This window comes from Microcoleus sp. OTE_8_concoct_300, from assembly GCF_031383065.1.
Classification (GTDB): Bacteria; Cyanobacteriota; Cyanobacteriia; order Cyanobacteriales; family Microcoleaceae; genus Microcoleus.
In genome coordinates this window covers 1-26,574 of the sequence record NZ_JANMZH010000695.1, presented here as the reverse complement: position 1 = coordinate 26,574, position 26,574 = coordinate 1, and the positions used below count along the sequence as shown (strand labels likewise).

General features: G+C 46.7%; 20 protein-coding genes and 3 pseudogenes. 12 read left to right on the top strand and 11 right to left on the bottom strand.

Annotated features, from left to right (window positions below):
- Positions 1-179: 179 nt before the first annotated feature.
- The 9 genes and pseudogenes from plsX (at position 180) to ACUVJL_RS31490 (ending at position 8,745) form a co-directional block, all read left to right on the top strand.
- Positions 180-1,229 (top strand): phosphate acyltransferase PlsX, encoded by a 1,050-nt coding sequence (plsX, locus tag ACUVJL_RS31530; RefSeq protein WP_445249435.1) that lies wholly within the window; start codon positions 180-182, stop codon positions 1,227-1,229.
- 165 nt (positions 1,230-1,394) lie between these two features.
- Complete coding sequence (locus ACUVJL_RS31525; RefSeq protein WP_445249434.1) at positions 1,395-2,396, top strand: beta-ketoacyl-ACP synthase III; 1,002 nt, start codon at positions 1,395-1,397, stop codon at positions 2,394-2,396.
- 509 nt (positions 2,397-2,905) lie between these two features.
- Complete coding sequence (fabD, locus tag ACUVJL_RS31520) at positions 2,906-3,787, top strand: ACP S-malonyltransferase (RefSeq protein WP_445249433.1); 882 nt, start codon at positions 2,906-2,908, stop codon at positions 3,785-3,787.
- 268 nt (positions 3,788-4,055) lie between these two features.
- A pseudogene (locus ACUVJL_RS31515) lies at positions 4,056-5,249 on the top strand (RNA-guided endonuclease InsQ/TnpB family protein).
- A 129-nt stretch (positions 5,250-5,378) separates the two neighbouring features.
- Positions 5,379-6,092 carry a PspA/IM30 family protein gene (locus ACUVJL_RS31510; protein WP_445249432.1) on the top strand — a complete coding sequence of 238 codons (714 nt, stop codon included), beginning with the start codon at positions 5,379-5,381 and terminating at the stop codon, positions 6,090-6,092.
- A gap of 10 nt (positions 6,093-6,102) precedes the next feature.
- Complete coding sequence (locus tag ACUVJL_RS31505; protein ID WP_445249431.1) at positions 6,103-7,041, top strand: phosphate ABC transporter substrate-binding protein; 939 nt, start codon at positions 6,103-6,105, stop codon at positions 7,039-7,041.
- Positions 7,042-7,418: 377 nt separating this feature from the next.
- Positions 7,419-8,057: a lysophospholipid acyltransferase family protein gene (locus ACUVJL_RS31500; RefSeq protein WP_445249430.1), complete on the top strand. Its 639-nt coding sequence runs from the start codon at positions 7,419-7,421 to the stop codon at positions 8,055-8,057.
- Positions 8,058-8,211: 154 nt separating this feature from the next.
- Positions 8,212-8,421: a general stress protein gene (locus ACUVJL_RS31495; RefSeq protein WP_445249429.1), complete on the top strand. Its 210-nt coding sequence runs from the start codon at positions 8,212-8,214 to the stop codon at positions 8,419-8,421.
- A gap of 27 nt (positions 8,422-8,448) precedes the next feature.
- Complete coding sequence (locus tag ACUVJL_RS31490) at positions 8,449-8,745, top strand: hypothetical protein (protein WP_445249428.1); 297 nt, start codon at positions 8,449-8,451, stop codon at positions 8,743-8,745.
- Between the two features lie 274 nt (positions 8,746-9,019).
- On the opposite strand, the gene ACUVJL_RS31485 is transcribed toward ACUVJL_RS31490, so the two are convergent.
- From ACUVJL_RS31485 to ACUVJL_RS31475, 3 genes are all read right to left on the bottom strand, one after another.
- A complete protein-coding gene (locus ACUVJL_RS31485) occupies positions 9,020-9,565 on the bottom strand; it encodes a GAF domain-containing protein (RefSeq protein ID WP_445249427.1) in 546 nt (181 codons plus the stop codon).
- A gap of 175 nt (positions 9,566-9,740) precedes the next feature.
- Positions 9,741-10,331, bottom strand: a complete 591-nt coding sequence (locus ACUVJL_RS31480) for a YdcF family protein (protein ID WP_445249426.1) — start codon at positions 10,329-10,331, stop codon at positions 9,741-9,743.
- A 705-nt stretch (positions 10,332-11,036) separates the two neighbouring features.
- On the bottom strand, positions 11,037-11,867 hold the full coding sequence (locus ACUVJL_RS31475; RefSeq protein ID WP_445249425.1) for a GUN4 domain-containing protein: 831 nt from the start codon (positions 11,865-11,867) through the stop codon (positions 11,037-11,039).
- Positions 11,868-12,211: 344 nt separating this feature from the next.
- On the opposite strand from ACUVJL_RS31475, the pseudogene ACUVJL_RS31470 reads away from it, so the two are divergent.
- Together ACUVJL_RS31470 and ACUVJL_RS31465 are read left to right on the top strand one after the other, a co-directional pair.
- A pseudogene (locus ACUVJL_RS31470) lies at positions 12,212-13,128 on the top strand (RNA-guided endonuclease InsQ/TnpB family protein); the annotation flags it as partial.
- A gap of 114 nt (positions 13,129-13,242) precedes the next feature.
- Positions 13,243-13,540 (top strand): annotated as a pseudogene (locus ACUVJL_RS31465) (zinc ribbon domain-containing protein); the annotation flags it as partial.
- Positions 13,541-13,561: 21 nt separating this feature from the next.
- Here ACUVJL_RS31465 and ACUVJL_RS31460 read toward each other — a convergent pair.
- From ACUVJL_RS31460 to ACUVJL_RS31430, 7 genes are all read right to left on the bottom strand, one after another.
- Entirely contained in the window at positions 13,562-14,704 is a 1,143-nt protein-coding gene (locus ACUVJL_RS31460; protein ID WP_445249424.1) for a hybrid sensor histidine kinase/response regulator, read from the bottom strand.
- Between the two features lie 150 nt (positions 14,705-14,854).
- Positions 14,855-17,539 carry a GAF domain-containing protein gene (locus ACUVJL_RS31455; protein WP_445249423.1) on the bottom strand — a complete coding sequence of 895 codons (2,685 nt, stop codon included), beginning with the start codon at positions 17,537-17,539 and terminating at the stop codon, positions 14,855-14,857.
- 300 nt (positions 17,540-17,839) lie between these two features.
- Complete coding sequence (locus ACUVJL_RS31450) at positions 17,840-18,967, bottom strand: RNA-guided endonuclease InsQ/TnpB family protein (RefSeq protein WP_445249422.1); 1,128 nt, start codon at positions 18,965-18,967, stop codon at positions 17,840-17,842.
- A 509-nt stretch (positions 18,968-19,476) separates the two neighbouring features.
- Positions 19,477-20,610, bottom strand: coding sequence for a glycosyltransferase (locus ACUVJL_RS31445; protein WP_445249421.1), 1,134 nt, complete (start codon positions 20,608-20,610; stop codon positions 19,477-19,479).
- Between the two features lie 10 nt (positions 20,611-20,620).
- A complete protein-coding gene (locus ACUVJL_RS31440; protein WP_445249420.1) occupies positions 20,621-21,262 on the bottom strand; it encodes a DUF4291 domain-containing protein in 642 nt (213 codons plus the stop codon).
- 546 nt (positions 21,263-21,808) lie between these two features.
- Positions 21,809-22,957 carry an NAD-dependent epimerase/dehydratase family protein gene (locus tag ACUVJL_RS31435; RefSeq protein ID WP_445249419.1) on the bottom strand — a complete coding sequence of 383 codons (1,149 nt, stop codon included), beginning with the start codon at positions 22,955-22,957 and terminating at the stop codon, positions 21,809-21,811.
- Between the two features lie 110 nt (positions 22,958-23,067).
- Positions 23,068-23,658: a chromophore lyase CpcT/CpeT gene (locus ACUVJL_RS31430; RefSeq protein WP_445249418.1), complete on the bottom strand. Its 591-nt coding sequence runs from the start codon at positions 23,656-23,658 to the stop codon at positions 23,068-23,070.
- Positions 23,659-23,817: 159 nt separating this feature from the next.
- On the opposite strand from ACUVJL_RS31430, the gene ACUVJL_RS31425 reads away from it, so the two are divergent.
- Positions 23,818-24,042 (top strand): KTSC domain-containing protein, encoded by a 225-nt coding sequence (locus ACUVJL_RS31425; protein WP_445249417.1) that lies wholly within the window; start codon positions 23,818-23,820, stop codon positions 24,040-24,042.
- 416 nt (positions 24,043-24,458) lie between these two features.
- Here the strand turns inward: ACUVJL_RS31425 and ACUVJL_RS31420 are convergent, their stop codons facing one another.
- Positions 24,459-26,309: an ATP-binding protein gene (locus tag ACUVJL_RS31420; RefSeq protein WP_445249416.1), complete on the bottom strand. Its 1,851-nt coding sequence runs from the start codon at positions 26,307-26,309 to the stop codon at positions 24,459-24,461.
- Between the last annotated feature and the right edge of the window lie 265 nt (positions 26,310-26,574).

Below are 26,574 nucleotides of genomic sequence, written 5' to 3'. Positions count from 1 at the left end.
AAGCGAAAACAATTTGAAAGTAAGCGCAATTGCAATACCTCTGGTACTGGTAGTTGTTTTGAGCGTCTAGGGGGACTTTTGCCTGTCCCTTTCAAGTCCGTCTTGAAGAATCCCCCGGCTTCAGCCGTGGGGAGTGTCAATTCCTGGTAGAATTTTTAGTGTTTCTCAAACATTGGTCAATGGGATCGACACGCGCAAGAATTGCGATAGACGCTATGGGTGGGGATCACGCCCCCGCCGAAGTTGTAGCTGGAGCGCTTAAGGCACAAGAAGAATTAGGCGTAGAGATTTTGCTCGTGGGCGACCCGCAGCAAATAGAAGACTCGCTCCGGCAACAAGACGCGATCGGCCGCGTCTCTAAAGGTCAGCTACAAATCGTTCCTTCAGAAGGAGCGGTGGAAATGCACGAAGAACCTTTGAGTGCCCTCAAACGCAAGCCCAACGCTTCGATTAACGTAGCGATGAACTTGGTAAAGCAGCAGCAAGCTGATGCTGTGGTGTCCGCTGGTCACTCCGGCGCGGCAATGGCTGCTGCCCTGCTCAGGTTGGGGCGGCTCCCCGGAATCGATCGCCCTGCGATCGGTGCTGTTTTGCCGACAATGATACCGGGCAGCTCTGTACTCATTCTCGATGTCGGCGCTAATGTGGACTGCCGCCCCAAATTTTTGGAGCAGTTCGCTCTTATGGGAACTATTTACAGCCAGTGCGTGCTGGGCGTGGCCGAACCTAAAATCGGCCTGCTCAACATTGGCGAAGAACCTTCTAAAGGCAACGATGCAGCGGTGCGAACCCACCAGTTATTGGTGGACAACCCGAACATTCCTTTTGTGGGCAATGCCGAAGGCCGCGACGTGCTGTCTGGGAAGTTCGACGTGATTGTCTGCGACGGGTTTGTCGGCAACGTGTTGTTGAAGTTTGCCGAAGCGGTGGGCGAAGTCGTGGTGCAAGTGCTTAAGGAAGAATTGGCTGCCGGACTCAAAAATCAAATTAGCGCTCCCCTCCTGCAAGAAAGCCTCAAGGGGTTTAAGCAGCGGGTAGACCATGTTGAACACGGCGGCGGTTTGCTGTTGGGCGTTGCTGGAGTTTGCATTATCAGCCACGGTTCGTCTCAAGCTGCCTCGATTTTTAATGCCATTCGTTTGGCGAAGGAGGCTATTGACAACCAAGTGCTGGAGCGAATTCGATCGTCCAATCACCAAAGCGCTCTGGAACAAGAAGCTGTGAATTAAAGGCAGTAAGTAGAAATTAAAAATTAAAAATGTCAAATTAAAAATGTCAGCTTAAACAAGCGGTTTTGCTTAAAAAAAAAGTAATTTCAGCAGTTTAAAAAATAATTTTAATTGGTAGTTTTTAATTTTTAATTTCTAGATCGAACAGCGAGTAAATGGAGAGGAATGTTGCAGCAATCAGGGTTCGGCATTGCCGTCACGGGTAGCGGCTCTTGTACACCGCAGGTTTCGCTTGATAATAACGGTTTGAGTCAGATAGTAGAAACGAATGACGAGTGGATTGGAGCGCGAACGGGCATTCGCTCCCGCAGGCTGGCGGACGATCGCACTTCTTTGTGCGATTTAGCGTCGTCCGCATCGCTTCAGGCGATCGCCATGGCAGAAATTTCGCCCACAGATATTGATTTGATTATTTTGGCGACCTCAAGTCCTGACGATTTGTTTGGCACTGCCAGTAAAATTCAATATCAGTTGGGTGCCACAAAAGCAGTGGCTTTTGATTTGACAGCAGCTTGTTCGGGCTTTATTTTTGGTTTAGTTACAGCCTCGCAGTTCATTCGGACAGGGGTTTATCAAAATGTTTTGCTGATCGGAGCAGATATTTTGTCTCGCTGGGTGAATTGGTCGGATCGGGGTACTTGCATTCTATTTGGAGACGGTGCAGGTGCGGTAGTATTGCAAGCTTCAGAAGTCGATTCCTTTTTGGGATTTGAAATTCGCAGCGACGGCACGCAAAATTCGTCTCTCAATTTGGCTTACAAAGCCGAGTCAAAAGAATTAATTGAGGGCGTCAACGTCGGAGTTGGCGGATTTCATCCCATCACAATGAATGGTCAAGAAATTTATCGCTTTGCCGTGAGAAAAGTGCCGGAAGTCATAGAAAAAGCGATGTTTCGGGCAAATGTCAGCGCGGCAGAAATTGACTGGCTGCTGTTGCACCAAGCCAATCAGCGGATTCTCGATGCAGTGGCTCAAAGGCTAAAGATTCCACCGGAAAAAGTAATCAGCAATTTGGCAAATTACGGCAATACCTCAGCGGCTTCAATTCCCCTTGCCTTAGACGAAGCGGTGCGTCAGGGTAAAGTTAAAACGGGCGATACTATTGCTGCGGCTGGTTTCGGTGCAGGTTTGACTTGGGGGGCGGCAATCTTTCAATGGGGAAGGTAATACGATTTTCGATTTTCGATTTTCGATTTTCGATTTTCGATTGGGAATTACTGAGGAACTATGGGTTGGGAGCTGGTAAAGCAGTTTCATTCTTTTTGGGAACTGGTATAATGTTTGGCGGCTGTAAACTTGCCTGCTTATTGTCGGGAGTGCGACCGTTGCAAAATACAAATCCTTTAACACGCCATACATGGGGCAAGGGGCGCAGCCGTACACCATCGGGCCAGGAGTTCTTGACAAGCGCGCCCTGAGATTGAAAATCCTCTATTCTTCGATCGACTTTCTCCGGCTTGAAGGTTGAAAATTGTGCTACGGCTATTAATCTGATTAAAGTAGCAAAAAAAAATAAACCTGGTAAAAATCGCAGTTATAGGTTATAATTGTGAGTCGCAAGTAGATAGTTCGTTAACCGAAAGATAGCGGATACCAGCGAGCGAACTTAGAAGCGGGAAACAAAGAATTTTTGCAATCACCAATTAGCAACCACCAATTAGCAGATTACCGGAAAAATGACTAAAACAGCATGGGTATTTCCCGGACAAGGTTCCCAGGCGATCGGGATGGGTGCAGACTTATTAAACTTGCCAACAGCCAAAGCCAAATTTGAGCTCGCTAAAGAAATTTTAGGCTGGTCTGTCGCGGAAGTTTGCCAAAAAGAAGAAGCAAAACTATCTCGGACTCTCTACACTCAGCCTTGCTTGTTCGTAGTAGAAAGTATTTTGACCGACTTAGTGCGAGAAAAAAGCGATCGGCCAGCAGTCGTTGCCGGTCACAGTTTAGGAGAATACGTGGCCCTCTACGCAGCAGGCGTCTTTGACTTTGAAACCGGATTGCGCTTAGTCAAACGCCGCGCCGAACTCATGGACTCTGCCTCTGGCGGGCAAATGGTGGCTTTGATCGGGTTCGACAGGCAGGAACTAGAACTGCAAATTCAATACAGCCGAGATGTGGTGCTGGCAAACGACAACAGCGAAGCACAAGTCGTGATTTCTGGAACGCCCACAGCAGTAGAAGATTTGCTGGCCAAAATCAAAGTCAAACGCGCCGTTAAATTGAATGTTTCTGGTGCGTTTCACTCTCCCCTGATGGCATCAGTGGCGGCAGAGTTTCAACTAGCGTTAAAGTCTGCAAGGTTTTCCGATGCTAAAATGCTGGTGCTCTCGAACGCAGAACCGTCAGCCACTACCAGCGCAGCCACTTTAAAGCAGCGGTTGACTCAGCAGATGACCAAAGGCGTGCGGTGGCGAGAAATTTCTCTGCAATTGCCACAACAAGGAATCGATCGCGTAGTGGAAATTGGGCCGGGCAAAGTTCTCACAGGTTTGATCAAACGGACTTGTCCGGATTTAGCGCTGGTAAATGTTAGCAGTTTTGCAGATTTGCCCGCTTAATCTATTTTTAGCCTGTTATTAAACGGCAGGCTCTAAAATTAAGAGTTAATTGATCCGAAGATTGGCAAAAAACGAATCGCACAACAGGCAAATCCGACTATTGCCTGTTGTGCAACTTGGGGATAGACGATCCAGGCATTTAGAAAATATTTATCAAGAACATTGGGTTTAAAACCCTGTCCTTCTAGGACGGCTTTAATTGTAACGTTTTGATAATTAGCCGAACATTTTATGCTGGAGCGCGTAGTATAAGGTGGGAGGTGAAGCCATGTTAGTTTTTGAGTTCAAAGCATACGGAAAATCAAATCAGTTCAGTGCAGTAGACGAAGCAATTCTTACAGCTCAGTTCGTCCGAAATAGCTGTTTGCGCTATTGGATGGACAACCAAAAAATGAACAAAAACGACTTGAATAAATACTGTGCCATACTGGCGAGTGATTTTCCATTTGCCGACGAACTCAACTCGATGGCTAGACAAGCCAGTGCAGAGCGAGCATGGTCTTCTATCTCCCGGTTTTACGATAACTGCAAGAAGAATGTCCCTGGTAAAAAAGGATATCCACAATTTCAGAAAGATTGCCGTTCGGTGGAATATAAAACCAGTGGCTGGAAGCTTGCTGATGATCGGAAGTCTATCAACTTTACCGATAAAAAAGGAATTGGACGATTAAAACTGAAAGGTACACGCGATCTACATTTTTACCAAATCAGTCAAATAAAAAGGGTGAGGTTGGTCAAACGTGCTGATGGTGTGTACGTTCAATTCTGTGTAGATGTCGATAGAAAAGAAAACACGGAACCCTCTGGTACTACGATCGGATTAGATGTGGGTTTAAAGGAATACTACACCGACTCGAACGGAACTACGGTTGAAAATCCTAGATTTCTGAGAAAAGGTGAAAAAGTCATCAAACACTCTCAGCGGCGTGTATCTAGGAAAATAAAAGGTTCAAAAAACAGGGGCAAAGCTAGACAGATTCTGGGTAAACGCCATCTCAAAATAAGTAGACAGCCGCATTGCACCATGCAATAAAACTTGCAAGGTGCGTAGTGAGCGTCAAACGACGTGATAGTTTACGAAGATTTGAGAATCAAAAACATGGTGAAGAACCATTGTCTGGCCAAGTCTATTAACGACGCATCTTGGTATCAATTCCGTATCTGGCTTGAATACTTCGTCCAAGTATTCGAGAAAATCACGGTTGCGGTGAAGCCACAATACACCAGCCAAGAATGCTCTAGTTGCGGTGAAATTGTCGAGAAAACGCTATCTACTAGAACCCACGTCTGTAAATGTGGTTGTGTCTTAGATCGTGATGAAAACGCAGCTAGAAACATCCTAAGCCGAGGATTGGGTACGGTAGGGCATACCGGAACCTTTGGCCTTGAGCCAAGTAGCGCTTTGGGAGAATCAGTCCCTACTTTGGTTGGAGAAATCCTGCCTCAGCAAACTGGCTCGTAGATCAAAGAATCCCCACGCCTAAAGGCCCGGGAGTGTCAATAAAATTGTAGATATCGATCGACCATAGCGGGCGATCGACAAATCCTGATGTAAACTAGGCGTAAAAACCAAGCTTACCGAGTGTTTTATATGAAAAAAGTCCTTTACTGGTTGATGGGCGACAAGGCAGGCAGAACCATAGTAGGTGCCTGGAACTGGATGTGGGGACTGCCCGTAGAATCCGGCGGCCCGGTGGCAGTGGCGGTAGCCGAAGAGTCGCTGCGATCGATGCAAGAATCAGTGCAAAAGCTAGCATCAGCAGTCTCCACCCAAGTTGCAGCCTACCAGCGCGCCAAAACGAAATATGAAGAAAAAGTTAGGGAAATGCAAACCGTAGAGCGCCAAGCCATCACAGCCCAGCGCAACGGCAACGAAGAAGCAGCCCGCTTGGCAATGTCCAAACTAATTCAGACAGAACAAATTCTGCCGCAGTTAGAATCCCAAGTAAAACAAGCCGAACAGTACGTCAACGCTTCCAAAGACAAGCTAAATCGAGAACGGCTGAAGCTGGAAGCCTACAAAACCGATATGCAAAATATGAAAGATATGGCAGAGATTAACGAAGCTCTCGGAGCCATATCCAAAGTCAACAACGACCTCAGCATTGATTCAGCTCGATCGCAATTTGAGCAAGCCAAAAATGCCGTCCACGGCCGCAACCTCCAACAGCAAGCTTTAGCAGAACTATCTGAAAATCCCCAAGAAAGACTTCAGGCAGAATTAGAAAATATGACGTTAGACGATGAAGTTAATCGCAGGCTGCAAATGTTAGACGGCTCCAACAACAAAGAACTTCCCAACTAAGGAGAATTTTATGGCTAAGAGCGGACCTCCCCCCATAGTTTTTATTCTGTTATTTCTCTTGCTCGCCGGTGGCGGTTGGTTCTTTTTTCTGAACAAACCAGCGTCCCAAGATGCTAATAATACACCCCCTCCCCCACCAGCAGGCGATGCTGTCGCACCTCCCGTCGCGCCCGCAGGTGGCGGTGCTTCGCCTGTTGCCGCTAGTACCTTTGCGCTTCCAGCTTCCGTGCCCGCGGGCACGGCGGTGAGAATTGACGGTTCCACCAGCATGGTGACAATCAATCAGAATCTCAAGAACGGCTTTCAAGGCAAGTTTTCCGGCACGACAGTCGATACCAAAGCGAACGGTTCTGAAAAAGGAATTCAGGATTTGGCGGCGGGAACAGTCGATATTGCAGCGATATCGCGACCTTTGACGGCTCAAGAACAAGCTCAGGGTTTGGCTGCTGTGCCCGTTGCCCTAGATACGATCGCCCTCGTAGTCGGCATTAACAACCCGTTTAAAGGAGGTTTAACTTCCGCTCAAGTTCAAGATATCTTCAAGGGAAATGCTCAAGACTGGTCGAAAGTCGGCGGCCCGGCAGGCCCGATTAAAGTGATAAATCGACCCGAAGTTAGTGGCACTCACCAAACGTTTAAAGAACAAGTGCTCTCTGGCGCTAATTTTGGCACGGGGCCGAATATCACTAAGCTCGATCGAGATGCGACAACTCCCCTGCTGCAAGCTTTAGGCAACAACGGCATTGGCTATGCGACTTTCGCTCAAGTAGTCAATCAGAAAACGGTGCGCGTTGTTCCCGTCAACGGTGCGACGCCGGATGCTGGTAACTATCCTTACAAGCGGCAGTTGTACTACGCCTACAAAAACCCTCCTAGCCAAACAGTTAAGGATTTCTTAGGTTACGCAACTTCTTCGGAAGGACAAAAAGCAATGCTTGCCGAAAATTGAGCCTTTGGAAAGAATTCGCCAGACTGAAGTATGGCGCTACACAAACTTGCGTCCGCCCAGGCGGACTTCTTCTTTAACCCACGTAGGTGGGTTTTGTGTGTGTACGCGCGGTTTCCAACTGCCGGCAACTTTTTCCTTAAGTTGACACCAATGGTGCGCCACAAGCACCCTAAAAACCTCAAAATACTATTCATTTGTCATTGCTGAACTGATATCAACTCCGCTAGCATCGTCGGGCGTAAAATTGAATCAACAGTCAATACTCAACTATCATTCAGTTTTTCGACCCCTCCTTCAACAGTCAACAATAATTCCGGTGCAACCGGAATTGATATGATAGGCTAATATTCGATGTAATTTAAAATCTCAGGTTTTCTGTGAGCAAAAGTCGCGAACCAGTCGAAAGTTTACTTCTCTACTATTTATTCAAGTGGTCAATTGTCAGCCCGATGCTGCACCTTTACTTTCGCGGCCGCATCTACGGTGCTGAAAATGTTCCGGCAGAAGGGCCGCTGGTGGTAGTCAGCAATCACGCCAGCGATTTTGACCCGCCGATTTTGTCTAATTGCATGAGGCGGCCAGTCGCATTTATGGCGAAGGAAGAGTTATTTAAAGTTCCTATTTTGAAGCAGGCAATTACGCTGTACGGCGCTTATCCTGTCAAACGGGAAAGTGCCGATCGCAGTGCAATTCGATCGGCTATCAACTCTTTGGAAAATGGATGGGCGACGGGTGTATTTTTGCAGGGAACTCGCACGTCAGACGGCAGAATTACTGAACCAAAATTAGGTGCTGCGCTGATAGCTGCTAAGGCTAAAGCGCCGCTGTTACCTGTTAGTTTGTGGGGAACTCACGCCATTTCCTCCAAAGGTTCAGCAGTGCCGCGTCCGGTGCCGCTGACGGTGCGAATTGGCAAGCTAATTGAAGCGCCCGGTTCATCGAATCGCGAGGAGTTGGAAGCGCTGACTCAAAGATGTGCAACCGAGATTAATGCCATGCACGACTTGGGTCGCTGATTTTATAACTTGTGTTGCTGTTTTTCAGGTTATATCTACAGATAGATGAATGCTGAAGATAAACATCGAAAAATATCAATATAAGTGATTGAAAACAATCGCAATAATTAGGCTTGAATTTGAGTTTAATTTGACAGGAGATAAGAAGAAAGATATGGTAACAAGCAATCAAACCCGCGCGTTGGGATTGTTTTCTAACCGCGAAGATGCCGAGCAAGCTCTGACAGAATTGAAATCTTCCGGGTTTCCAATGGATAAAGTTTCGGTTGTTGCTAGGGATGCAGGCGAGTCTGTAGGCGAGACTGAAACGATCGCTCGAGTGGGCGATAAAAATCTAGACACAGGAGCGGGAGTGGTAGGATAAACTCTGACAAATACTGCTTTAGCCACCGTGCTAGTGGGTCTCGGAAGTTTAGCTATTCCCGGAATCGGGCTGATGATTGCAGCGGGGACTTTCGGCGCCTCACTGGTGGCTGGCGTAGCAAGCACTGGCGTAGCGACTGCGACTTTCGGTGGAATGGTGAAAGCCTTGACTGACTTGGGAATTCCCGAAGAAACAGCTAGAATTTACACCGAAAGCCTGCACGCGGGCGATTATTTGGTGGTAGTAGATGGCACTGAGGATGATATTAGTCGGGCTCAAGGGATTTTCAGCAGTCGGGGCATTCAAAATTGGGGCGTTTTTTAAACAGCAATTGTGAACCAACTCTCTTTGTAGGGCGATGTACACCCCACCATTGGTGACAACAACCAGCTCAAATCTAGTACGAGACTTTTGTCTGAGGATTAGCGCCTCGATCCCCCCTACTTTAAAAAGGGGGAACTGGAAACGGTCTTTCGTCCCCCGTGGGGGATGCCAGGAGGATTGAGATTCGGCTACAACCCCGATCTAGACCAGGTTTTAGTCTTAAGTTGACACCAATTCATTGCCCTCCTGCTCCCTACAGGTAAATTATGGATTTTTATCGCTGATCTTTTGATGCTGAGGCGGTGACAAAAGCAACAGCTAAGGGCGAAATTTTTTTTGTAACTGCTGCGATAACTTGGCGATCAAAGTCAGTCCAAACTCTGGGGCGATCGAAAATACAAGGCTGCAAAACCCCCCACAATAAGCCGTCAGAACAAAGGTGAGCGTGAATCAAAGCTCGATGTCCGAACACTTTTGCCTCAAAATCTTTGTTGACAACTTCAGGATTCGCTGTTTCAACATCCTCAACAAAAATCGACGGTTTAGTTCGCAAAGCTGCTGCAAACAAAGGGTCTTCTTCCCCTAAAGATTCCGGTTCTTTTTTCCATTCCGCGCCGCTAACATCTGGATAGTTTGAGTTGCGACGCCAGCAGTAAGGTACTCGGCCCCTTTGGGTTTCAGGATTGCGGAGGTACAGAAAGACGCGATCGCAATTTAACACCTCGCCTAAAGCCGGCACCAAAGCCGAAAAAACAGCATCCGCAGTCTTGCTGCCACTCAAAAACTTGTGGCAGAATTGGCTCCAAATTTGGTCTGTCATTAACTTTAGCTTTTGAAGTTCATCTACTAATTTTAAACTACTCGTTCTCTTCTATTCTCTTTTCTTACGCATTTGTCATCAGCATCTTCGCGGTTCGTTAAATCGCTAGAGGAGACAACTTTTACAACCTCAGGGAAGGGAAAAAAATTAAAACTTGCTTAATCCTTCCCTTTGTTTATTGAATTCTGGCTTGGGTGAAGTTAGCACCTGTATAACCGGTTGTCAGCCAAAGAATAGCCCTAGCGCCGTCGCGCAGAGCTTTTTCCATTGGTTCGGGGGTTCGCCCAGACGGAACTGCCACAGGCTTAAAACTAATGCCTCGACTGCCGAGCACGATTTCGCCGATAATCTGAGCTCGCCGCATATGATCGTCAGAAGTGATCAAATACACGCTCTCAATCCCTTGAGCTTTCAATTCATCTACCAGCGTAGTAAAATTTGTTACCGTATCCACCGCTCTGTAGTCTAAGTGGACGCGATCGGACTCAATTCCGGCTTCTGAAAACACCCATTCGGCGAACTCCGGATTGCTCCCTGACGACACCCAAATCGGCAATTCAGGATAATTCAGAGCAAATTTGGCGGCAAACACCTCTCGCTCAATAGCCCCACCTAGAACTAACAAAGCTTGGGGTCTCTGAAATTCGCTCTTAAGCTGCTGATAGCCAAACCAACAGGCCATCAAAAGCCCTACTAGGAACCAAAAACTGCGTGAAGTCTTCAAACGCTTGTAACGCCACTTGTTTAAATTGATTCTTAACCACATCTAAACCTATAAAAATTTTATGTAACTGACAAAGGAACCATAACAAAAAATACCGCACGTACAGCCCACTAACAGGAATTAAAAATTAAAATTCAAAAAAGGGTCGGGGGATCAGAGATTTTAGATTTTAGATTTTAGATTTTAGATTGACTCTACGCTTGTGGTGGGGCTTAAACAGGTGATTTGAGATTTTCGATTTCAGATTTTATAGCAACCGCCAAGGCAGTTGCTCTACTTGTCTGGGAGCCAATTCCTTAGGGGATATGCAAAACAGAGGGGCAAAACTTAGGCTTTCCCCTGCTGCTTTTAATTTTTCTGGATTTTTAACGGGACTGGCCGGGTTCGAACCGGCGACCTAGCGCTTCAGATTTGTGTGAGTTTCCCCACTCTCTGGACTATACCTTCACCATAGGCTTGCAGCCTTTAGGTGGTGGCCGTCTAGTCTCTAAACCTTCCTGATTTCCATAAAGGCGATCGCATAATCGCCCTGAACTCAGGCTTGGCTTGGTATTGCCTTAGAGTCATAGGAACCCACGAACTCTTTAGGTTTCACCGAGTTTGACCACATTCACTCCCGGAGTTTCCTCGCAGGGTGCCCGATTCTTCAGGAGGCGCTTGCTCTATCCATCTGAGCCACAGCCCCAGTTGCTAAACCGTTTTGATTATAGCAGTTAATGTCGATTTTGAATTTTTTATTTTGGATGATTACCGATCGCAACCTGCAAGTTTCTGGGCGATGCGGGCAAAGTTTTCTGCTGCGGTGAGTTTACCTGCCCCGTAACAGGCGCGCTGTCTCCATGCGGTGACGGGTAGATGTCCGGGGGGAGCATTTTCGCTGAAGGAGAGCTCGCTGTAATATTTCCAATTTTCCTTGACTCGCCAGCCGACTCGATCGCAAAATTCAGTATAATTTGCCGCGGTACTTTCCCAAATCTGCTGCTGCACGCTCAACCCGAACCGCCCGCTGCTGTATTGTTGCCAAAGTTGGTCGATCGTGCGAAGGTCTGTAGGAGGAAAACTGTCAATATCGGCCCAACTCAGCCAGCCTTCGTCTTCCCTGACAGCGATTTGCAGCAAGATTTCCCAAGTGTGTTCGTCAGCTTTGCGCCATTTTCCCGTTTCTAATAGCTTTGTCAGTTGGCGGTAGTCCATCCCCACTTCCGAGATAGCCGGAGTTTTGTCAGGTATAGCGCCTATTTTGTCTTCCAGCCTCAGTAGAGTGCTGACAATGAATTCGGGGTTTAGTTGTTCGAGGCGGTACAAAACCCATTCTAACTGAGATTGAAGGTACGTGCGGGCGATCGCACCTTGCTGCAATTCCCCCTGCAACTCATCTAATTTGGCTGACCAATTTTGTTGATTGCGGGTCAATTCCCACATTTGTTTTGCCCACTGCAATCTAACTTGTTCTTTTTTTAAATAAGTTTTGGAAGGCGATTCACGCTGCGGGTAGGGAGTCAAATCCCAGCCGCAAATCGAGCAAAACTCTGCTTTTTCTTCTATGTATTCAGCACCGCACACTGGACAGTTAGACATATTGCCATAAATTCGCTTGCGAAGTAATTAAGCTGTTGTGCATCTAATTTGACAGTCAATTTTTATACAATTCTTGTGGGACGGGCATCCTGCCCGTCTCTGTATTCAATTTAGATGCGTAGCAGCTTATATGACATCCGTTATATTAACCATAATTTGAGTTGGTGTGCACGGCTCACCCTACAATTACAGTTTATCAAAAAAATGGGTTTAAAACCCCGTCCTTCTAGGACGGCTTTCTTCCAGAATAGGGGATACGCGACCTACTCGTGCTTGTAAAGTTTTGTGAATAATTCGGCAGTATTAAGCCAAGTCTATAAGAGTATCGTGATTAGGTCGAAGTCATGCTTGTTTTCGAGTTTAAAGCATACGGCAAAAAACAGCAATTTGACGCTGTAGACGAAGCAATTAGAACGGTGCAGTTCATCCGAAACAAAGCATTGCGCTTTTGGATGGAAAACGAAAAAGTCGATAAATACGCCTTGAACAAGTATAGCGCTGTTTTAGCTAAGGAATTTCCCTTTTGCGATGACTTGAACAGCATGGCTCGGCAATCTAGCTCAGAAAGAGCATGGTCGGCGATCTCCCGATTCTACGACAACTGTAAAAAGAAAGTCCCAGGAAAAAAGGGATTTCCACGGTTCCAGAAAGACAACCGCTCGGTCGAATACAAGACTACGGGATGGCGTCTAGCTAATGATCGGAAATCTGTCACTTTTACCGATAAGAACGGACTCGGAAAACTCAAATTAAAAGGAACTCGCGACTTACATTTCTATCAGCGTAGTCAGATCAAGCGAGTGCGCTTGGTGAGACGGGCAGACGGATATTACGTCCAGTTTTGCGTTCAAGTTGACCGCTCTGAAAAGATTGAAGTCACAGGCAACGCCATCGGGTTAGACGTAGGACTAAAAGAGTTCTATACAGACTCTAATGGTGTTGCAGTCGAGAATCCGCGATTCCTCCGCAAGGGAGAACGCAAGTTAAAAAAAGTTCAAAGACGAGTTTCAAAACGAGTCAAGGGTTCGCAAAACAGAAGAAAAGCTAGAGTGATTCTAGGAAAGCGCCACCTCAAAATAAGTAGACAGCGTAAAGATTTTGCTGTGAAATTGGCTCTCCGGCGTCATCCAGTCAAACGACTGTGTAGCAGTGCGTTGACTTGAGGATTAAAAATATGGTGAAGAATCATTGTTTAGCTAAATCAATTAACGACCTATCTTGGTATATGTTTCGAGTGGGGCTGGAATATTTCGGCAAAGTAGGCGTTGCTGAATTAGGGTATGAATTAAAAATTTCCCAATTGCTATAAGCCCGCTTGAGAGTGAGTTTTGTAACTTCAAGCGAAAAGTTGATTCATACCGTGAATCAGCAACGCCTCGGAAGGATTACGATTGCCGTGCCAGCCCACGGGACGAGCCAAGAATGCTCTAGTTGCGGAACCATTGTTAAGAAAAGTCTATCGACGCGAACTCACTCTTGTCAGTGTGGATGTCTGTTAGATCGCGATCGTAACGCCGCTAAAAATATCCTCCAGGAGGGGATTGAGTACGGTGGGGCACACCGGAACAGGGATCTTAGATCCGAACGCTTGTGGAGAATTGACCGCTACCGATGTTGAAGTAATTCTGCATCGGCAAGTCGATTCTGTGAATCAAGAATCCTCGTGCCTTTAGGCCCAGGAGTGTCAAACCGCTCTAACAAGGCAACCGAATAGTAAACAAACTGCCTTTACCCAACTCTGATTTTACCTCGATCGTGCCGCGGTGAGCTTCGACTATTTGGCGGCAGAGGTGTAGACCCAAACCTGTACCGGATTTCTTGTGAGTTCCCGGGCCAAACCTTTCAAATAACTTTGCTTGTTCTGCGGGAGGAATGCCGGCGCCGGTGTCTTCGATTTCTATGATTACCCATGCCAGCGGTTGGTTTTTGAAGCTAGTATAAGCAGGTGAATTAGCAGCTTTTAAGCTGACATCTATTGAGCCGCTGTCGGTGAATTTAATCGCATTTCCGATTAAATTTGTCAGCAAGCGGTGCAGCTCCAGACGATCGCCCGGATACTTCGCAATCGGAGCACTTTCTGCACTTTCTGTCAAGTCCAAATTTACGGACAAACTTTTAGCATCGGCTAGGGGAGATAGTTCTTCAGCTACTTCTGTAATAAGCTGGCGCAAGTCCACGGGAGCGAAACTTAGGGATTTGCGGCCTGCTTCGTAGCGGTAGACTTCCAGCAACATATTTACCATCGCGATCAGGTTTTTGTTGCTGCGAACCATTGTCCCGAAGGCGTCGCGCATCTGAGGCGAAATTTCTCCCAAAGCTCCCTGCTGCATTAAAGTTAGCATTCGATCGGCTGCTACCAGCGGCGTCCGCAAGTCGTGAGCGAGGCGGGACACAAAATCTTCGCGCTGGAGGGCGATCGAATTGCGCTCGTCTACGCTGTGTTTTAGCCGCAGGAGCGATCGTACCCTCGCCAGCAGTTCGTCCATTTCTACTGGTTTGCGGATGAAATCGTCTGCTCCCATGTCCAATCCCTGGACTACGCTGGCACTGTCGTGAGCCGTGATCAGCAAAATCGGGATAAAGGGCAATTCCTTATTTTGTCGAATTCGCTTGGTGACTTCGTAACCGTCCATTCCCGGCATCATTACGTCTAGCAGTACCAAATCCGGGGCTGACTTGTCAATTTGGCTCAAGGCAGAAAAGCCGTTTTCTGCCGTGCTAATTTCGTAACCTTCTTCTTCCAGAATTGTCTGCACCAACAAAACATTATCTGGTGCGTCATCTACTACCAGAATCCGATCGGCTTTTGTGGCATTGGGAACAGATAAATAACTCATTTAATTGTTAGCCTGGAAATAAATACTAACTTTAATATGGCATCCGATTTATGTTTTCACATTTTTCCACTTCTTTACTCTGTCATAAGGAATATATCAAAAGGCTATCCAATCTTTTTACTTTTGAACACTCGGATGTGATATAATATTCTACTTTCTGGTCATAGTATGCACGCCGTCCCAATCCTCGGGCGGGGGTATTTCCAAATAGCTGAGGGAGCGCTCGATGTGAACTTCTACAGCTCGATCGCTGGGTCGCATCGCTAAAGCCGCTTCAAAACAACTAATAGCTTTGTGAAAATTTCTAGCAATATAAGCATCGCGACCGTTGCTGTAAAGTTCCAAAAACCGAACGGTTTCCCCGTCGATGGGTTCAGAACTATTTTGCAGCAACTCGTAAATGCCCACCGGCTGATTTTTGCCCTTAACCCGCACCTTGTCCAACTCTCGCACCCAAATCCCTTCGCGGCACAAACTGTAAGTAAATTCGCTTAAAATTATATCGCAGCCGTACTCCTTTGTAAGCTGTTCCAAGCGCGAACTCAAATTCACCGCATCCCCGATTACCGTGTAATCCATCCGCTTTTGGGAACCAATATTTCCCGAAACCACATCTCCGGAACTAATCCCAATTCCGAAGCGAAACGGATCTGCGCCGGGGCGAGAATCATTAAACTCTTTCAAACGCCGGCGCATATCTAAAGCCGACTGCACCGCCATCCAACCGTGACTTTCCGGGGGATTCAGCGGCAGGGGCGCGCCGAACACCGCCATTAAAGCATCGCCGATAAACTTGTCTAAAGTGCCTTCGTAGTGGAAAACGGCCTCCACCATCGTTTCAAAATAGTCGTTCAGCAGGGATACCACATCGGAGGCTCCCAGATTTTCGGTCAGCGAGGTGTAGCCGCGAATGTCGGAAAATAAAATAGTCACTTCTTTGCGTTCGCCCACCATCAGGGCGCCTTCGCCCAAGGCCATCACTTTATCTACGACTCCAGGAGTCAGGTAGCGGTACATCGTATTTTTCATCCGCTTTTCGTGGCTGATGTCTTCGAGTACCACTAAACCGCCGCGCACGCCGCCTTCTGGATTGATCAGCGGATTGACAGTCAAATTCAAACTGCGTTCAATTAGTTTAATTCGAGAGGCGGGGATGGGCAGCGGACAATAGGGGTGATACAGGGCTGCTTTGGACAGCGAAAATAGAGATTGGGCATTAGCTAATTCTGCCAGCGCTACTTCTTCAGTCCACGCGCTGTTTTCGCCCCAAGCGTAATATAAATTCGGGTCAGTGCGATCGGGCACGGCCAAAATGTAAGTTTCTTCTTCTGTTTCTTCTGCTGTTTCTTCTTCTGTTTTTGCTGCTGTTTCTGCGGAACAACTGGTTTTTTCCACCAATAGTCCCAAAGTTAAACTTTGTTCGGGAACGTAATGTCGGGCAGCATGGTTGAGACTGTCTTCGAGCCGAAATTGCAAATTTTCGATCGGCACAACTTCCCAAACATAGCGGTCAATCAGTTTTTCTTCCCAAACCTGGGGATTGTGTTTGCTTTTAGGTTGATTTACCGGACACCCTAACAATTCCAGCGCAGCTTCGTTAATTGTTACAACTCGTCCCTGTAAATCCGTGGAAATTACTGCATCTGAAAGACTTTGCAGCATATCTTTTTGATACTGCTTTTCCACCATCACGTTCTGAAACAGTTGAGAATTTTGCAGCGCCATCCCTGCTTGGGAATTAAACGCTCGCAAAAACTCTTCGTCGGAAGTGGTGAAAGTACCTTGGTTCTTATTAATTAGCTGAGTCACCCCGATCAGCTCACCTTTAGCGTTATGCACCGGCAGACACAAGACAGTCCGAGTGCGGTATCCGGTTTGCTGGTCTGTAGAGGGGTCAAAGCGGGGATCGTCGTAAGCATCTGTAATATTTAGAGGTTGACCGGTCGAAGCCACGTAGCCAGCAATTCCCTTATTAGCAGGAATGCGGATTTCGACGATCGTTTTGCCGTCGGCCTTGGCGACTTTTGTCCAGAGTTCGTTGGTTTCCCGATTTAACAAAAATAGCGTGCTACGATCGGCCTGCATCAAGTCGCGAGCTTGATCCATGACAGCGCGCAAAGTTGTTTCCAAGTCAAGACTTTGACCCAAAGTCGTGGTGGCTCTCAGGAGTGCGGCAACCCCTCGCTGGTTGCGAGCGACGACGTAGAAAGACTGACAGCTTTCGAGAATAATCCCGATCGAATCTGCAAAAGCCTGGAACTGCTGTTCGTCTTCCTCGGTAAAGGGGGCCTCGCCAGCTTTATTTAACAGTCTGACCACCGCTACGGGTTCTTCTTGGCTCTTGCTGCTAAAAATCGGCATACAGAGCATGCTCTCGATGTGGTAGCCCGGTGGTTGGTCTATTTCGGCATTAAAATGCTCGTGCGATCGAGCCGACGCCACATTTATCGATTTTCCGCTTGTTGCTACGTAGCCTAAAATGCCTACATCCATCGGCAAACGTACTTCTACATCTTCGCCCGTCTGTGCATCGACTGTTTTGTGCCACAGTTGATTTTTGTTGGAGTCAACCAAAAAAATTGTTGTCCGGTCTGCTTGCAGAATTTGACCAATTTTGACAGTGAAGGCATCTAACAGTTGCTCTAAGAGAGTTTCGAGTGCTTCATTGTTAATCAGGTCCATCGCCCGGATAAATTGCTGAAATTCAGCCGTGATAAAGTCGAGCAGGCACACTAATTCAGGAACTGGCAGGCTCTTAACACGGGAGGTCAATGCCCCCATAAAATTGACTTGAGTCAGTGTAGCCAGAACGCTACCAGTATTGGAGAATGTCATGATTAACTGCTTTCTCAGAGGGGTAGACTGACCCGCAGGTCGATCGGCGCTTGATTCGGAGGCCGTACAAACGATTTAAGTTGTTTGGAAACGCGCCGACACTCGCTTGTCGCTTTCATGAATCGTGAGTTCAAAAGTGGCGCACGCAACTTCTGTTTGCTTGTTACATCTGCTCGATCGAGACATCGTTTTTTTTACAACCTGCTTCGTAAAACTTACTCAAACTTAGCTCAAGCTAATTGACGTTTGCTGGCAACGCTGTTGAACCCAACGTAGTCGAGGGAGTCGGCTCTCCCAAGGTTAGTAGGCTATCCTCCTGGCTGCCGATGGTTCCCTATTCAAAATATTGATACTAGCATTTAAATCCCGATCGATAGACACACCACCCGACTGCCAATTATATGTTCTAATACTTAGTTTCCGAGCTTGTTTTTGACCGCAGTTCGAGCAAGTCAAAGAACTAGGAAACCATTGAGCGACTAGCACTCTTGTCACCATATACATAAGGCAATTATACGTCAGTTGACGCTTGAATTCGTAAAAACCCAGGTCTGATATCGCTCCCGCCAGCTTATGATTAGCCATCATCCTTTTCACGTTCAAGTCTTCAATCTTAATCAGCTTAAAACTTTTGGCTAAATAAGCTGTTAACTTGTTCAAAAAGTCCTTACGAACGCAAAATATTCCGGCGTGAAGGCGGCTGATGCGGGCGTAGGTTTTGTGATGATTGTTGGAACCCCTCGCTTGTCTTGATGCTTGGCGTTGCAATGTTGCCAGCTTGGTTTTCGCTTGTTTTAGCGGCTTGGGCGCCTCAAAAACTTGATTTTTTGACCCTTCAGCTTCGCTGAAGGTGGCGAAGGATTTTATTCGCCGATCGACACCTAGGATTTTTTTAGGCTGTTGGACTGGTAAACGTTCCGCATCAACACTGAACGAAACAAACCAACAACTACCTTCTTTTGAAATGGTAAAAGTCTGGGAAACCAAGCCACAGTCCCAGGGTTCGTGAAGTCTAAACGTCCCAACAAGTGTAGGAATCTTAATTGTATAGCCCGTATCAAGTACAACCTTTCCCTTTGACGAATCTACCGTAAACAATTGACCCCAGCGGCGACTAGCAAAAGTGGGATGACCTGATTGCCCAAAACGATACCTACTAAACGCACCTTTTAAGTCAATCAAGGCATTTTGAGCCACCCTGCTCGACAATTGATTCATCCCAGCAAATCCGGGTTGTTTCTTGACGCGATCGCTCAAAAGTTTATTGATTTCATTAATCACTTTTGAGTCCGAAAACTTACCCTCGCCGTACATCTGAGTCCGAAGGCTCAGATCCATGTTAAACGCCACCCGTCTAAATCCCGCGTGTTTTACCATTAAGGTCGCTTCGTTTTTATTCAATTTGAGCGCTCGCTTGAGGGCAAACATAGTAGGATACTCCAATTAATTCAGGTGCAAGGGTGAGAGTTTTCACATAAAGTTGTTACAACGGATAGGTTTAGATAAGTTTAGCAAAGTATTGGGCTATGCGACTCTGGCTCGAGACTGATGATACTTGGTCGATTCAAGCTGAACTTGAGTTCACAAAACAGAAGGCCTGAAAATTAGGTGACAGGCTTTAGTTCGATCGAGAGTGCAATGTGCATTTGACGCTGTGTGGTCGGCAAGAGCGCGGTGTGACTGTTTTAGCGCACTCGGCGACCGTATCCGGTCAGGTAAAGGGCGCTATGAAAGCAGCGCGATCGGCATTCCGGAGGGAGCTACTCATAGTTTAATGGTAAACGCAACAGCAGGATAGCGACGGCAATTTATGCAGCAAAAAAGTTTGATCTGTCTTTGAGGACATCCCGACAACGCTACCAACTGACGATCGAATGACGATCGAACAGGGAAGCTAAGGTGGCGGTAATGTTTAAAGGTGCTACCGATCCGGACATTTAGGCCGCTGTGGGCACAGACTGGGCAAATACCACTGATTGATAATAGCGCTGCAGTTGTGCAGCGGCGGCGGCCCAACCCCAGCGTTCGGCTTCTCGGCGAGCGTTTTGGCGCAGGGTTTCCCGTTCTTCGGGATTGGCAAACAGACGCTGGGTGGCCGTCAGAGATCCTCCTTCGTCGGCGGGATCAAATAAATATCCGTTAACGCCGTCGGTGACGATATCGGGAATTCCGCCGCTGCGCGCCGCCACTACGGGCGTCCCCGCAGCCATTGCTTCGAGGAGCACTAAGCCCAGGGTTTCGGTGCGGGAGGGAAAAATGAAGGCATCGGCCGATGCGTAAGCTGTTGCGAGTTCTTGCCCCTTGAGGTAGCCGACAAAATTAGTGGGGGTGCCGGCAAAATATTGTTCGAGGGTTTGCCGATGCGGGCCGTCTCCCACTAGGGCGAGGCGGGCGTCGGGAATCGCTGCGAGGACTGGTTTGATGCGTTCGATTTCTTTTTCTGCACCGAGGCGGCCGACGTACAGCAGCAGGGGACTGTCTGGGTTATTTTCAGAAAGGCGCGATCGCATTTCTCGGCTTGCCAATTCCGGGACAAACATTTCAGTATCTACGCCCCGCTGCCACAAATCTACCCGATCGATCCCGTGGCTTCTGAGTTCCTCCACCATTGCTGTAGAAGTACACAAATTCAGTTCTGCTTGGTTGTGGGCACCTTTGAGCAATTCCCACAATAAAGGTTCGAGGACTCCAAAACCGTAATGGTGCAAATATTTCGGCAAATGCGTGTGGTAAGAAGCCAAAATCGGAATGTTCAACTTTTTGCCGTAATATATACCACCCAATCCCAAAATAGCGGGATTAACAACGTGAATAATATCCGGTTTAAACTGCTGTAATTGGCGACCGACAGCCGGAGAAGGAAGTGCCATTTTCAGTTCCGGGTACATCGGCAAAGGCAAACCCTCCACACCGTAAACTCGGGCGCCTTTGTATTCTTTAATTCCATAATCGGGAGAAAATATCAGAACTTGTTCGCCCGCGCGCTGCAAGTGTTCTACAGTGTGAATCAGTCTGGTAACAATGCCGTCTATTTTCGGCAGAAATGTTTCAGTGAAAAGAGCAATTTTCATAGTAAGTTACTTAGGGAGCCGATAATCCTAGCCTCTGGAAAATGTCGGGGTCGATGACAGGATACACTGTCTCACAAGGAGTCAGTAATTGCGTGGTATCGCCTCCGTTATATTGACCCTGTTGCTGCACGAATTGGGAAATATCCTCGATTTTAACAATCCATTCTCGCGCGTAACTAGCTAAAACACTGCCGCGCAAACCGAGTTGAATTGCCCGCCGATCCATTTTCGATCCATCTGGGTGATGATCCGGGTCCCATTGCAGCCGTACATCCGAATTTTTAACAGCTTGTTGCCATTCTTTTTCGCTTCCATACACTGCTGGAACGAAATTAGAATGAACAGCAGATGCTAAAATTTCGTCCCAGGCCGAGCGCTTTAGCCAAATAGCAAGAATTACTTCTTGACCCGATGAAGTACCCCATGCCGATCGATACATCATCCATAGAAAGTTTGGCTTAATCCAACTCATACGATTCAGGCTGAATTCCCCGCCGAAATAACCATTTTTAGCTGCAAAATGACCGATCGCCGGACGGTAGGCTTGGTACACTACGACCGTATGTTCATCAAATTGTGCCAGAATGTGACGGCCTGTTTTCGGCCATTTACTTGCCTGGTTTAAATAGGGTTCTGTTAGCAGCTTCACCACAACTAATTACTCTCGTGATGTTTCTGGGGGCAACATACAAACTCCGTGAATTCCGATCGATACAATTATCCCACCTAAAAGCAATCCCACACCTTCGGCAAAGCAATTAATTCTGTGAATTGCCTGTGCTGTTCTGGCAATTGATATTTCTGTTCCAGTAGCATTTGGGGCTTCGCTAACGGGCGCGGTAATTTTGATAACTCGCCGTTAGTGCAGCCCATTCCGGTATTAAATAATAAGCACAACCTGCATGGGCCCAAAATCTGGGCAGAACAACCAAAAGCAACAGAATGATAATGCGAATTTCTACGGCATTTATTCCCAAAAAGCCAGCATTAAAAACCTTAGGGAATTTTTTAATTAACCGCAGAGGACACAGAGGACACAGAGCAAAAGATAAAAAAGATAGATCATCTTAATATACAGCAAACTCCATTCAGAACTTGCGAACCCTTCTCCTCTCTTCCCTTCTTTTCTCTTACTTCGCGCCCTTCGCGCCTTCGCGGTTCGTTAAAAAGCTCTTTCCCCGCAGGTAGAGGCCAGAACTTACTTCCAAGAAACCTTCGGCAAAATCTGATTTTTATCGACGCGGTGCTGATATTTTGTGGCAAAATTCAGCAGAGAATCGAGCAGGGAATCTGAGAGGTAGTGCGGTTGCAAGCCGAGTTCTAGCAAGTTGGTGTTTTTGGCATTGAAATAATGTTCTTCTTTCTCGACTCTGGGATTTTCGAGGTGGTTGATTTCTACTTTTAATCCCATTGCCGTGCCTGCTTTTTGCACCAATGAGGCTAAGTCGCCGACGCTGAATTGTTCGGTGAATTGGTTGAAGACGCGGAATTGTCCGGCCTTCGCGGGGTTGGCTAGAGCCAATTCCACGCACCGCACGGTATCCCGAATGTCTAAGAAGCTTCGGGTTTGTCCGCCAGTTCCGTAAACTGTCAGAGGATGACCGATCGCAGCTTGGATGCAAAATCTGTTCAAGGCCGTACCGAATACTCCGTCATAGTCCAAACGGTTAATCAACAGTTCGTCCATGCCGGTTTCATCTGTGAGCACGCCGTACACTACGCCCTGATTTAAGTCGGTGGCTCTTAAACCCCAGATTTTGCAAGCAAAATGGATGTTGTGGGAGTCGTGGACTTTTGACAGGTGGTAGAAACTGCCTGGTTGTTTGGGATAGGGTAGTGTATCCTTGCGGCCGTTGTGTTCGATCGTGATGTAGCCTTCTTCAATGTCAATATTCGGGGTGCCGTATTCGCCCATTGTCCCCAATTTTACTAGGTGACACTCGGGGAAGTCTTCGCGGATGGCGTACAGCAGATTGAGTGTCCCGACGACGTTATTGACTTGGGTGAGGACTGCGTGTTCGCGATCGATCATTGAGAAGGGGGCAGAACGCTGTTCGCCAAAATGGACGATCGCCTCGGGTGCAAATTTTCTCATGCTTTTGCTGAGAAAATCGTAGTTGGTGATGTCACCGACGAACAAGTCGATCGACTTGCCCGTTAAATCTTGCCATCGCTGGAGTCGTTGCTGAATCGGTGCGATGGGAGTGAGGGTGTCGCTGCACAGTTCCAGATCCCAGTGCCGCCGCACGAAGCTGTCGAGGATGCCAACTTCGTAACCCTTGTTAGAAAGGTAGAGTGCGGTTGCCCAACCGCAATAGCCATCGCCACCAATAACCAGGACTTTCATAAATCAACGGTGAATCTTGCTTGCCAATACTGGGTTAATGTACCAGGTAATGGTGCATTCTGAACCTTTAATCAAGCGTGTTCACCCAGGAGGGACTCAGTTTTTTTGGATTAAACCGGAATTTCGTCGGCGAAACTGGCGCGGCGGGTGAATTCAAAGGGGCCAGCGAGGGCTCCCCAGACGTGGGCGTCGGTTTCGGGGTCACGTCCGCGATCGTGGCTAATAAATTTGTCTTGGTCAATCTCGAATTCGCTGTCTAGATAAGTTTTTTTGCCCTTTCTGACCACCATGCAGCCTTTTCCGGGTTCGACAAACCCTTTGAAGCTGTTGCCCGTCCAGTGCGTAATAAAGGTGCAGCCCGGCAGCAGTGTCAGTTGTGCTTTTTTGATTTCTTGCAGCCGTTGCGGGTCGCGGGAAGCGCCATAGAATTGTTCTTCGTTTTCTATGGCATAATTTTCGATATCGATTCGATCGCCCACCGGGACTAATTTTAACACTCGGACTCGGTACGGTACGTGCAGCTCGATATCGTAGGCTTGCTCTAGGTACAAGCTGAGCCCATCCAGAACTTCGACGGGCAAAGGTCTCATGCAGACGCGGATGTGGGCGAAGAAGGGCGGATTTTCAAAGGCTTGGGCTTGGTTGCTGAAGTCGGAGGCCATCCAGCGGCCGAGGGTGACGATATCGGTGGAATGAGTCATTTCGATTTTAGATTTGGGATTTGGGATTTGGGATTGAGGGAGTAGAAATTATTTTAGGGGAAATTCAGGTGCGATCGGGCTTTAGAGTCCTGACTTCTTTAAAAAGTCCGGGATTTGGGTATGTTGTTTTTTTCAGGTAGCCTTACTTATCGGGAAAGCATGAAACTACAACCAGTCGAATCCAGCATGATAAAAGCTGTGGGTTATGACGAAACAACTTCTACTCTGGAGGTTGTTTTCAATAGTGGCAAAACCTATCTATATTCTGAAGTGCCGAATAATGTCTATCTAGAACTGATGGACTCTGATTCCAAAGGGAGTTACATGAGATCTTGCGTGATTGACTGCTATCCTTACGAACAGAGGAAGCAACGGCGACGATAAGTACGCCATTAATCTAGCCGTTTTGAATATCTAATCTTGATTTTTGCGATCGACGAACTCTAACCCAGATTTTTTGATTGTGGAGGTGAGAGGAACAATTGGAATTGCTGGATACTCACCCTTTGTTTACCACTCGGTGTCACCAATGCGATCGTCCGTTTCCCAATTACGAAAATCCCGGTGAATTTTTAAGCCCATGCTAGTTTCCTCTTGACATCAATATTTGAGTCCCTCTCTAGCCCAAGTTATACCAGATATAGCCATCCTACTAAATCATTTGTAAATTTCTTACTCCCTCCCCTTACTAAGGGGAGGGTTGGAGTGCGGTAAAAAAATTACGAATCATTTAGAATTGCTATAGTTTATCGGAATCTCAATTACAAAAACTGTCCCGCTGCTCACTGTCGAATCACAGGTTAATTTACCCGATGTTTTTTGATAATAGCATAGCTGACAGATAAACCTAAACCTGTACCACTCCCCACAGGTTTAGTTGTAAAAAATGGCTCAAATATGCGTTTTTGAATATGGGTAGGAATCCCACTACCATTATCAGCGATCGTAATTCTTACCCACTCTTTTTCTCTGACTTCAGTCTGAATCTTAATCAAAGGATTTTTATTAGTTTTACTAACTTGTTTGAGAGCATCAAGAGCATTACTAATAATACTGATAAATACCTGATTCATCTCACTCGCATAACAGGAGACATGAGGAAGTTTGCCATACTCTTTAATCACTTGTACCTTCGGTTGATTCTCACTTTCTTGAAAGCGGTTTTGTAAAATTAGTAAAGTGCTTTCAAGTCCGGCGTGTAAATCTACAGATTTCATTTCTGCTTCGTCTAAGCGAGAAAAATTACGCAAACTCAGGATAATTTGTTTGATTCGTTCGCTTCCGACTTTCATGGATTGCAGGATCTTAGTTAAATCTTCCGTGATAAATGCTAACTCAATTTCCTCAATCTTTGCTTTAATTGCTGAGCTTTTATTTGGATATTCTTGCTGATAAAGTTCCAGCAAATTCAGCAAAGCTTTGATATAATTTTCTGTCGGCTGAAGATTACTATGAATAAAAGTAACTGGATTGTTAATTTCGTGTGCTATCCCCGCTACCAGTTGACCGAGGGCTGACATTTTTTCACTCTGAATTAGTTGTGTTTGGGTTTGCTGTAAATTTTTCAATGTTTGCTCTAAATCAAAAGCTTTTTGGCTTAACTCTTCTGTTTTTCGCTCTACTTCCGCTTCCAAGGTTTGAGAGTAGTTCTTTACTTGTTGATACAAACGGGCGTTTTCAATGGATATAGCGGCTTGAGCACTAAGAATTTGGAGGGTTTCGATGCGATCCATTGTAAATGCTCCCACTGTAAGATTATTTTCTAAATACAAAATCGCGATCGATTTTCCCTGCTTGCTAATCGGAATACATAAAGCAGATTTAGGCTGCTGGGTGATGATATAGCGATCGCCTGCAAATTGAGTGGAAGCGCTTAAGTTATCAAAAACCGCTGTTTTTTGACTTCTGGCTACAGAATAAATCAACCTTTGGGGTAATTCTTGACATTCAGCTAAAGGAATATACCTCTTTTCTGTATGGTTTTGATCCGCTGTCGCCACTACCAACCATTTTGCCTCTCGATCGATCGCTAAAATTCCGGTTTGCGCTCCGGCATGGGCGATCGCAATTTGCATCAAAGTGGCTAACAGTTTCTCTAATTCAATTTCTTGAGAAATAGCTTGTGCGGCTTTCATCACCGCCGGAAAATCCAACCATACATTCTTGCTGTTGCTGTTACTGGTGCTAGTTAAGCTTCTCATCAGCGTTGGAGAGATTGTTCCCTCAGATATGATAGCTCGTTTAGTCGGTTGTAGAATAGCCCCTAGTAGTTGAGGATAGTGTTGTTCTAAATAGGCTATTTTTGCCTTTGCGCCCCATCGAGAGTAACAATAGTATGCTTCCTGCATATACCCAGAAGCAACTTTTTCTTTGCCCCAGTCCAGATAAAATTTAGCTGCTAGTTCATTAGCTAAGGCTTCTTCTTGGATATATTCGTTTTTCTTGGCTCCGGAAATTGCGCGATCGTACCAATCCCCCGCTTCATAATTCTTGCCTAAAACCCGGCCTTTTTCAGCCTCTATTAAGTCAACTTTATGTTGGTGATTCATGGGAGCATAGTGCGCCCATTGAGCTAGAGTAGTTTGATGGGTTTCCACCAGTGTAAGAGTGTTACCTTGCTCAATTTCTGACTGCGTATATAATAACGCCAAGTAGGTTAACCCGGCATAAAAATGGAAAACAGGAGTATAAATTGCTCCTGACACTGCTATTAAGTAGAGGTTCGCTTGGGCAATGTAGTCTAAGGCGATGGTGTAGTTGCCAAAGAAATAGGCAGTAAGGATTCAGGTCTGAAAAATGGGAATGAGTTCAGGCCGAGCCAAGTCACAAGAATGGGCAGAAATAGCCTCACGGAAAAAAGTCATTACTGAACGAGCTGGAAAACGACAAGTTTGAATCACACTCAATAGATCAGCC

What these genes read in the sequence shown, in the direction of transcription:
- plsX (WP_445249435.1), top strand. Translation starts at nt 180, where the DNA reads ATGGGATCGACACGCGCAAGAATTGCGATAGACGCTATGGGTGGGGAT.
- ACUVJL_RS31525 (WP_445249434.1), top strand. Translation starts at nt 1,395, where the DNA reads ATGTTGCAGCAATCAGGGTTCGGCATTGCCGTCACGGGTAGCGGCTCT.
- fabD (WP_445249433.1), top strand. Translation starts at nt 2,906, where the DNA reads ATGACTAAAACAGCATGGGTATTTCCCGGACAAGGTTCCCAGGCGATC.
- ACUVJL_RS31510 (WP_445249432.1), top strand. Translation starts at nt 5,379, where the DNA reads ATGAAAAAAGTCCTTTACTGGTTGATGGGCGACAAGGCAGGCAGAACC.
- ACUVJL_RS31505 (WP_445249431.1), top strand. Translation starts at nt 6,103, where the DNA reads ATGGCTAAGAGCGGACCTCCCCCCATAGTTTTTATTCTGTTATTTCTC.
- ACUVJL_RS31495 (WP_445249429.1), top strand. Translation starts at nt 8,212, where the DNA reads ATGGTAACAAGCAATCAAACCCGCGCGTTGGGATTGTTTTCTAACCGC.
- ACUVJL_RS31485 (WP_445249427.1), bottom strand. Translation starts at nt 9,565, where the DNA reads ATGACAGACCAAATTTGGAGCCAATTCTGCCACAAGTTTTTGAGTGGC.
- ACUVJL_RS31480 (WP_445249426.1), bottom strand. Translation starts at nt 10,331, where the DNA reads ATGTGGTTAAGAATCAATTTAAACAAGTGGCGTTACAAGCGTTTGAAG.
- ACUVJL_RS31475 (WP_445249425.1), bottom strand. Translation starts at nt 11,867, where the DNA reads ATGTCTAACTGTCCAGTGTGCGGTGCTGAATACATAGAAGAAAAAGCA.
- ACUVJL_RS31460 (WP_445249424.1), bottom strand. Translation starts at nt 14,704, where the DNA reads ATGAGTTATTTATCTGTTCCCAATGCCACAAAAGCCGATCGGATTCTG.
- ACUVJL_RS31455 (WP_445249423.1), bottom strand. Translation starts at nt 17,539, where the DNA reads ATGACATTCTCCAATACTGGTAGCGTTCTGGCTACACTGACTCAAGTC.
- ACUVJL_RS31450 (WP_445249422.1), bottom strand. Translation starts at nt 18,967, where the DNA reads ATGTTTGCCCTCAAGCGAGCGCTCAAATTGAATAAAAACGAAGCGACC.
- ACUVJL_RS31445 (WP_445249421.1), bottom strand. Translation starts at nt 20,610, where the DNA reads ATGAAAATTGCTCTTTTCACTGAAACATTTCTGCCGAAAATAGACGGC.
- ACUVJL_RS31435 (WP_445249419.1), bottom strand. Translation starts at nt 22,957, where the DNA reads ATGAAAGTCCTGGTTATTGGTGGCGATGGCTATTGCGGTTGGGCAACC.
- ACUVJL_RS31430 (WP_445249418.1), bottom strand. Translation starts at nt 23,658, where the DNA reads ATGACTCATTCCACCGATATCGTCACCCTCGGCCGCTGGATGGCCTCC.
- ACUVJL_RS31425 (WP_445249417.1), top strand. Translation starts at nt 23,818, where the DNA reads ATGAAACTACAACCAGTCGAATCCAGCATGATAAAAGCTGTGGGTTAT.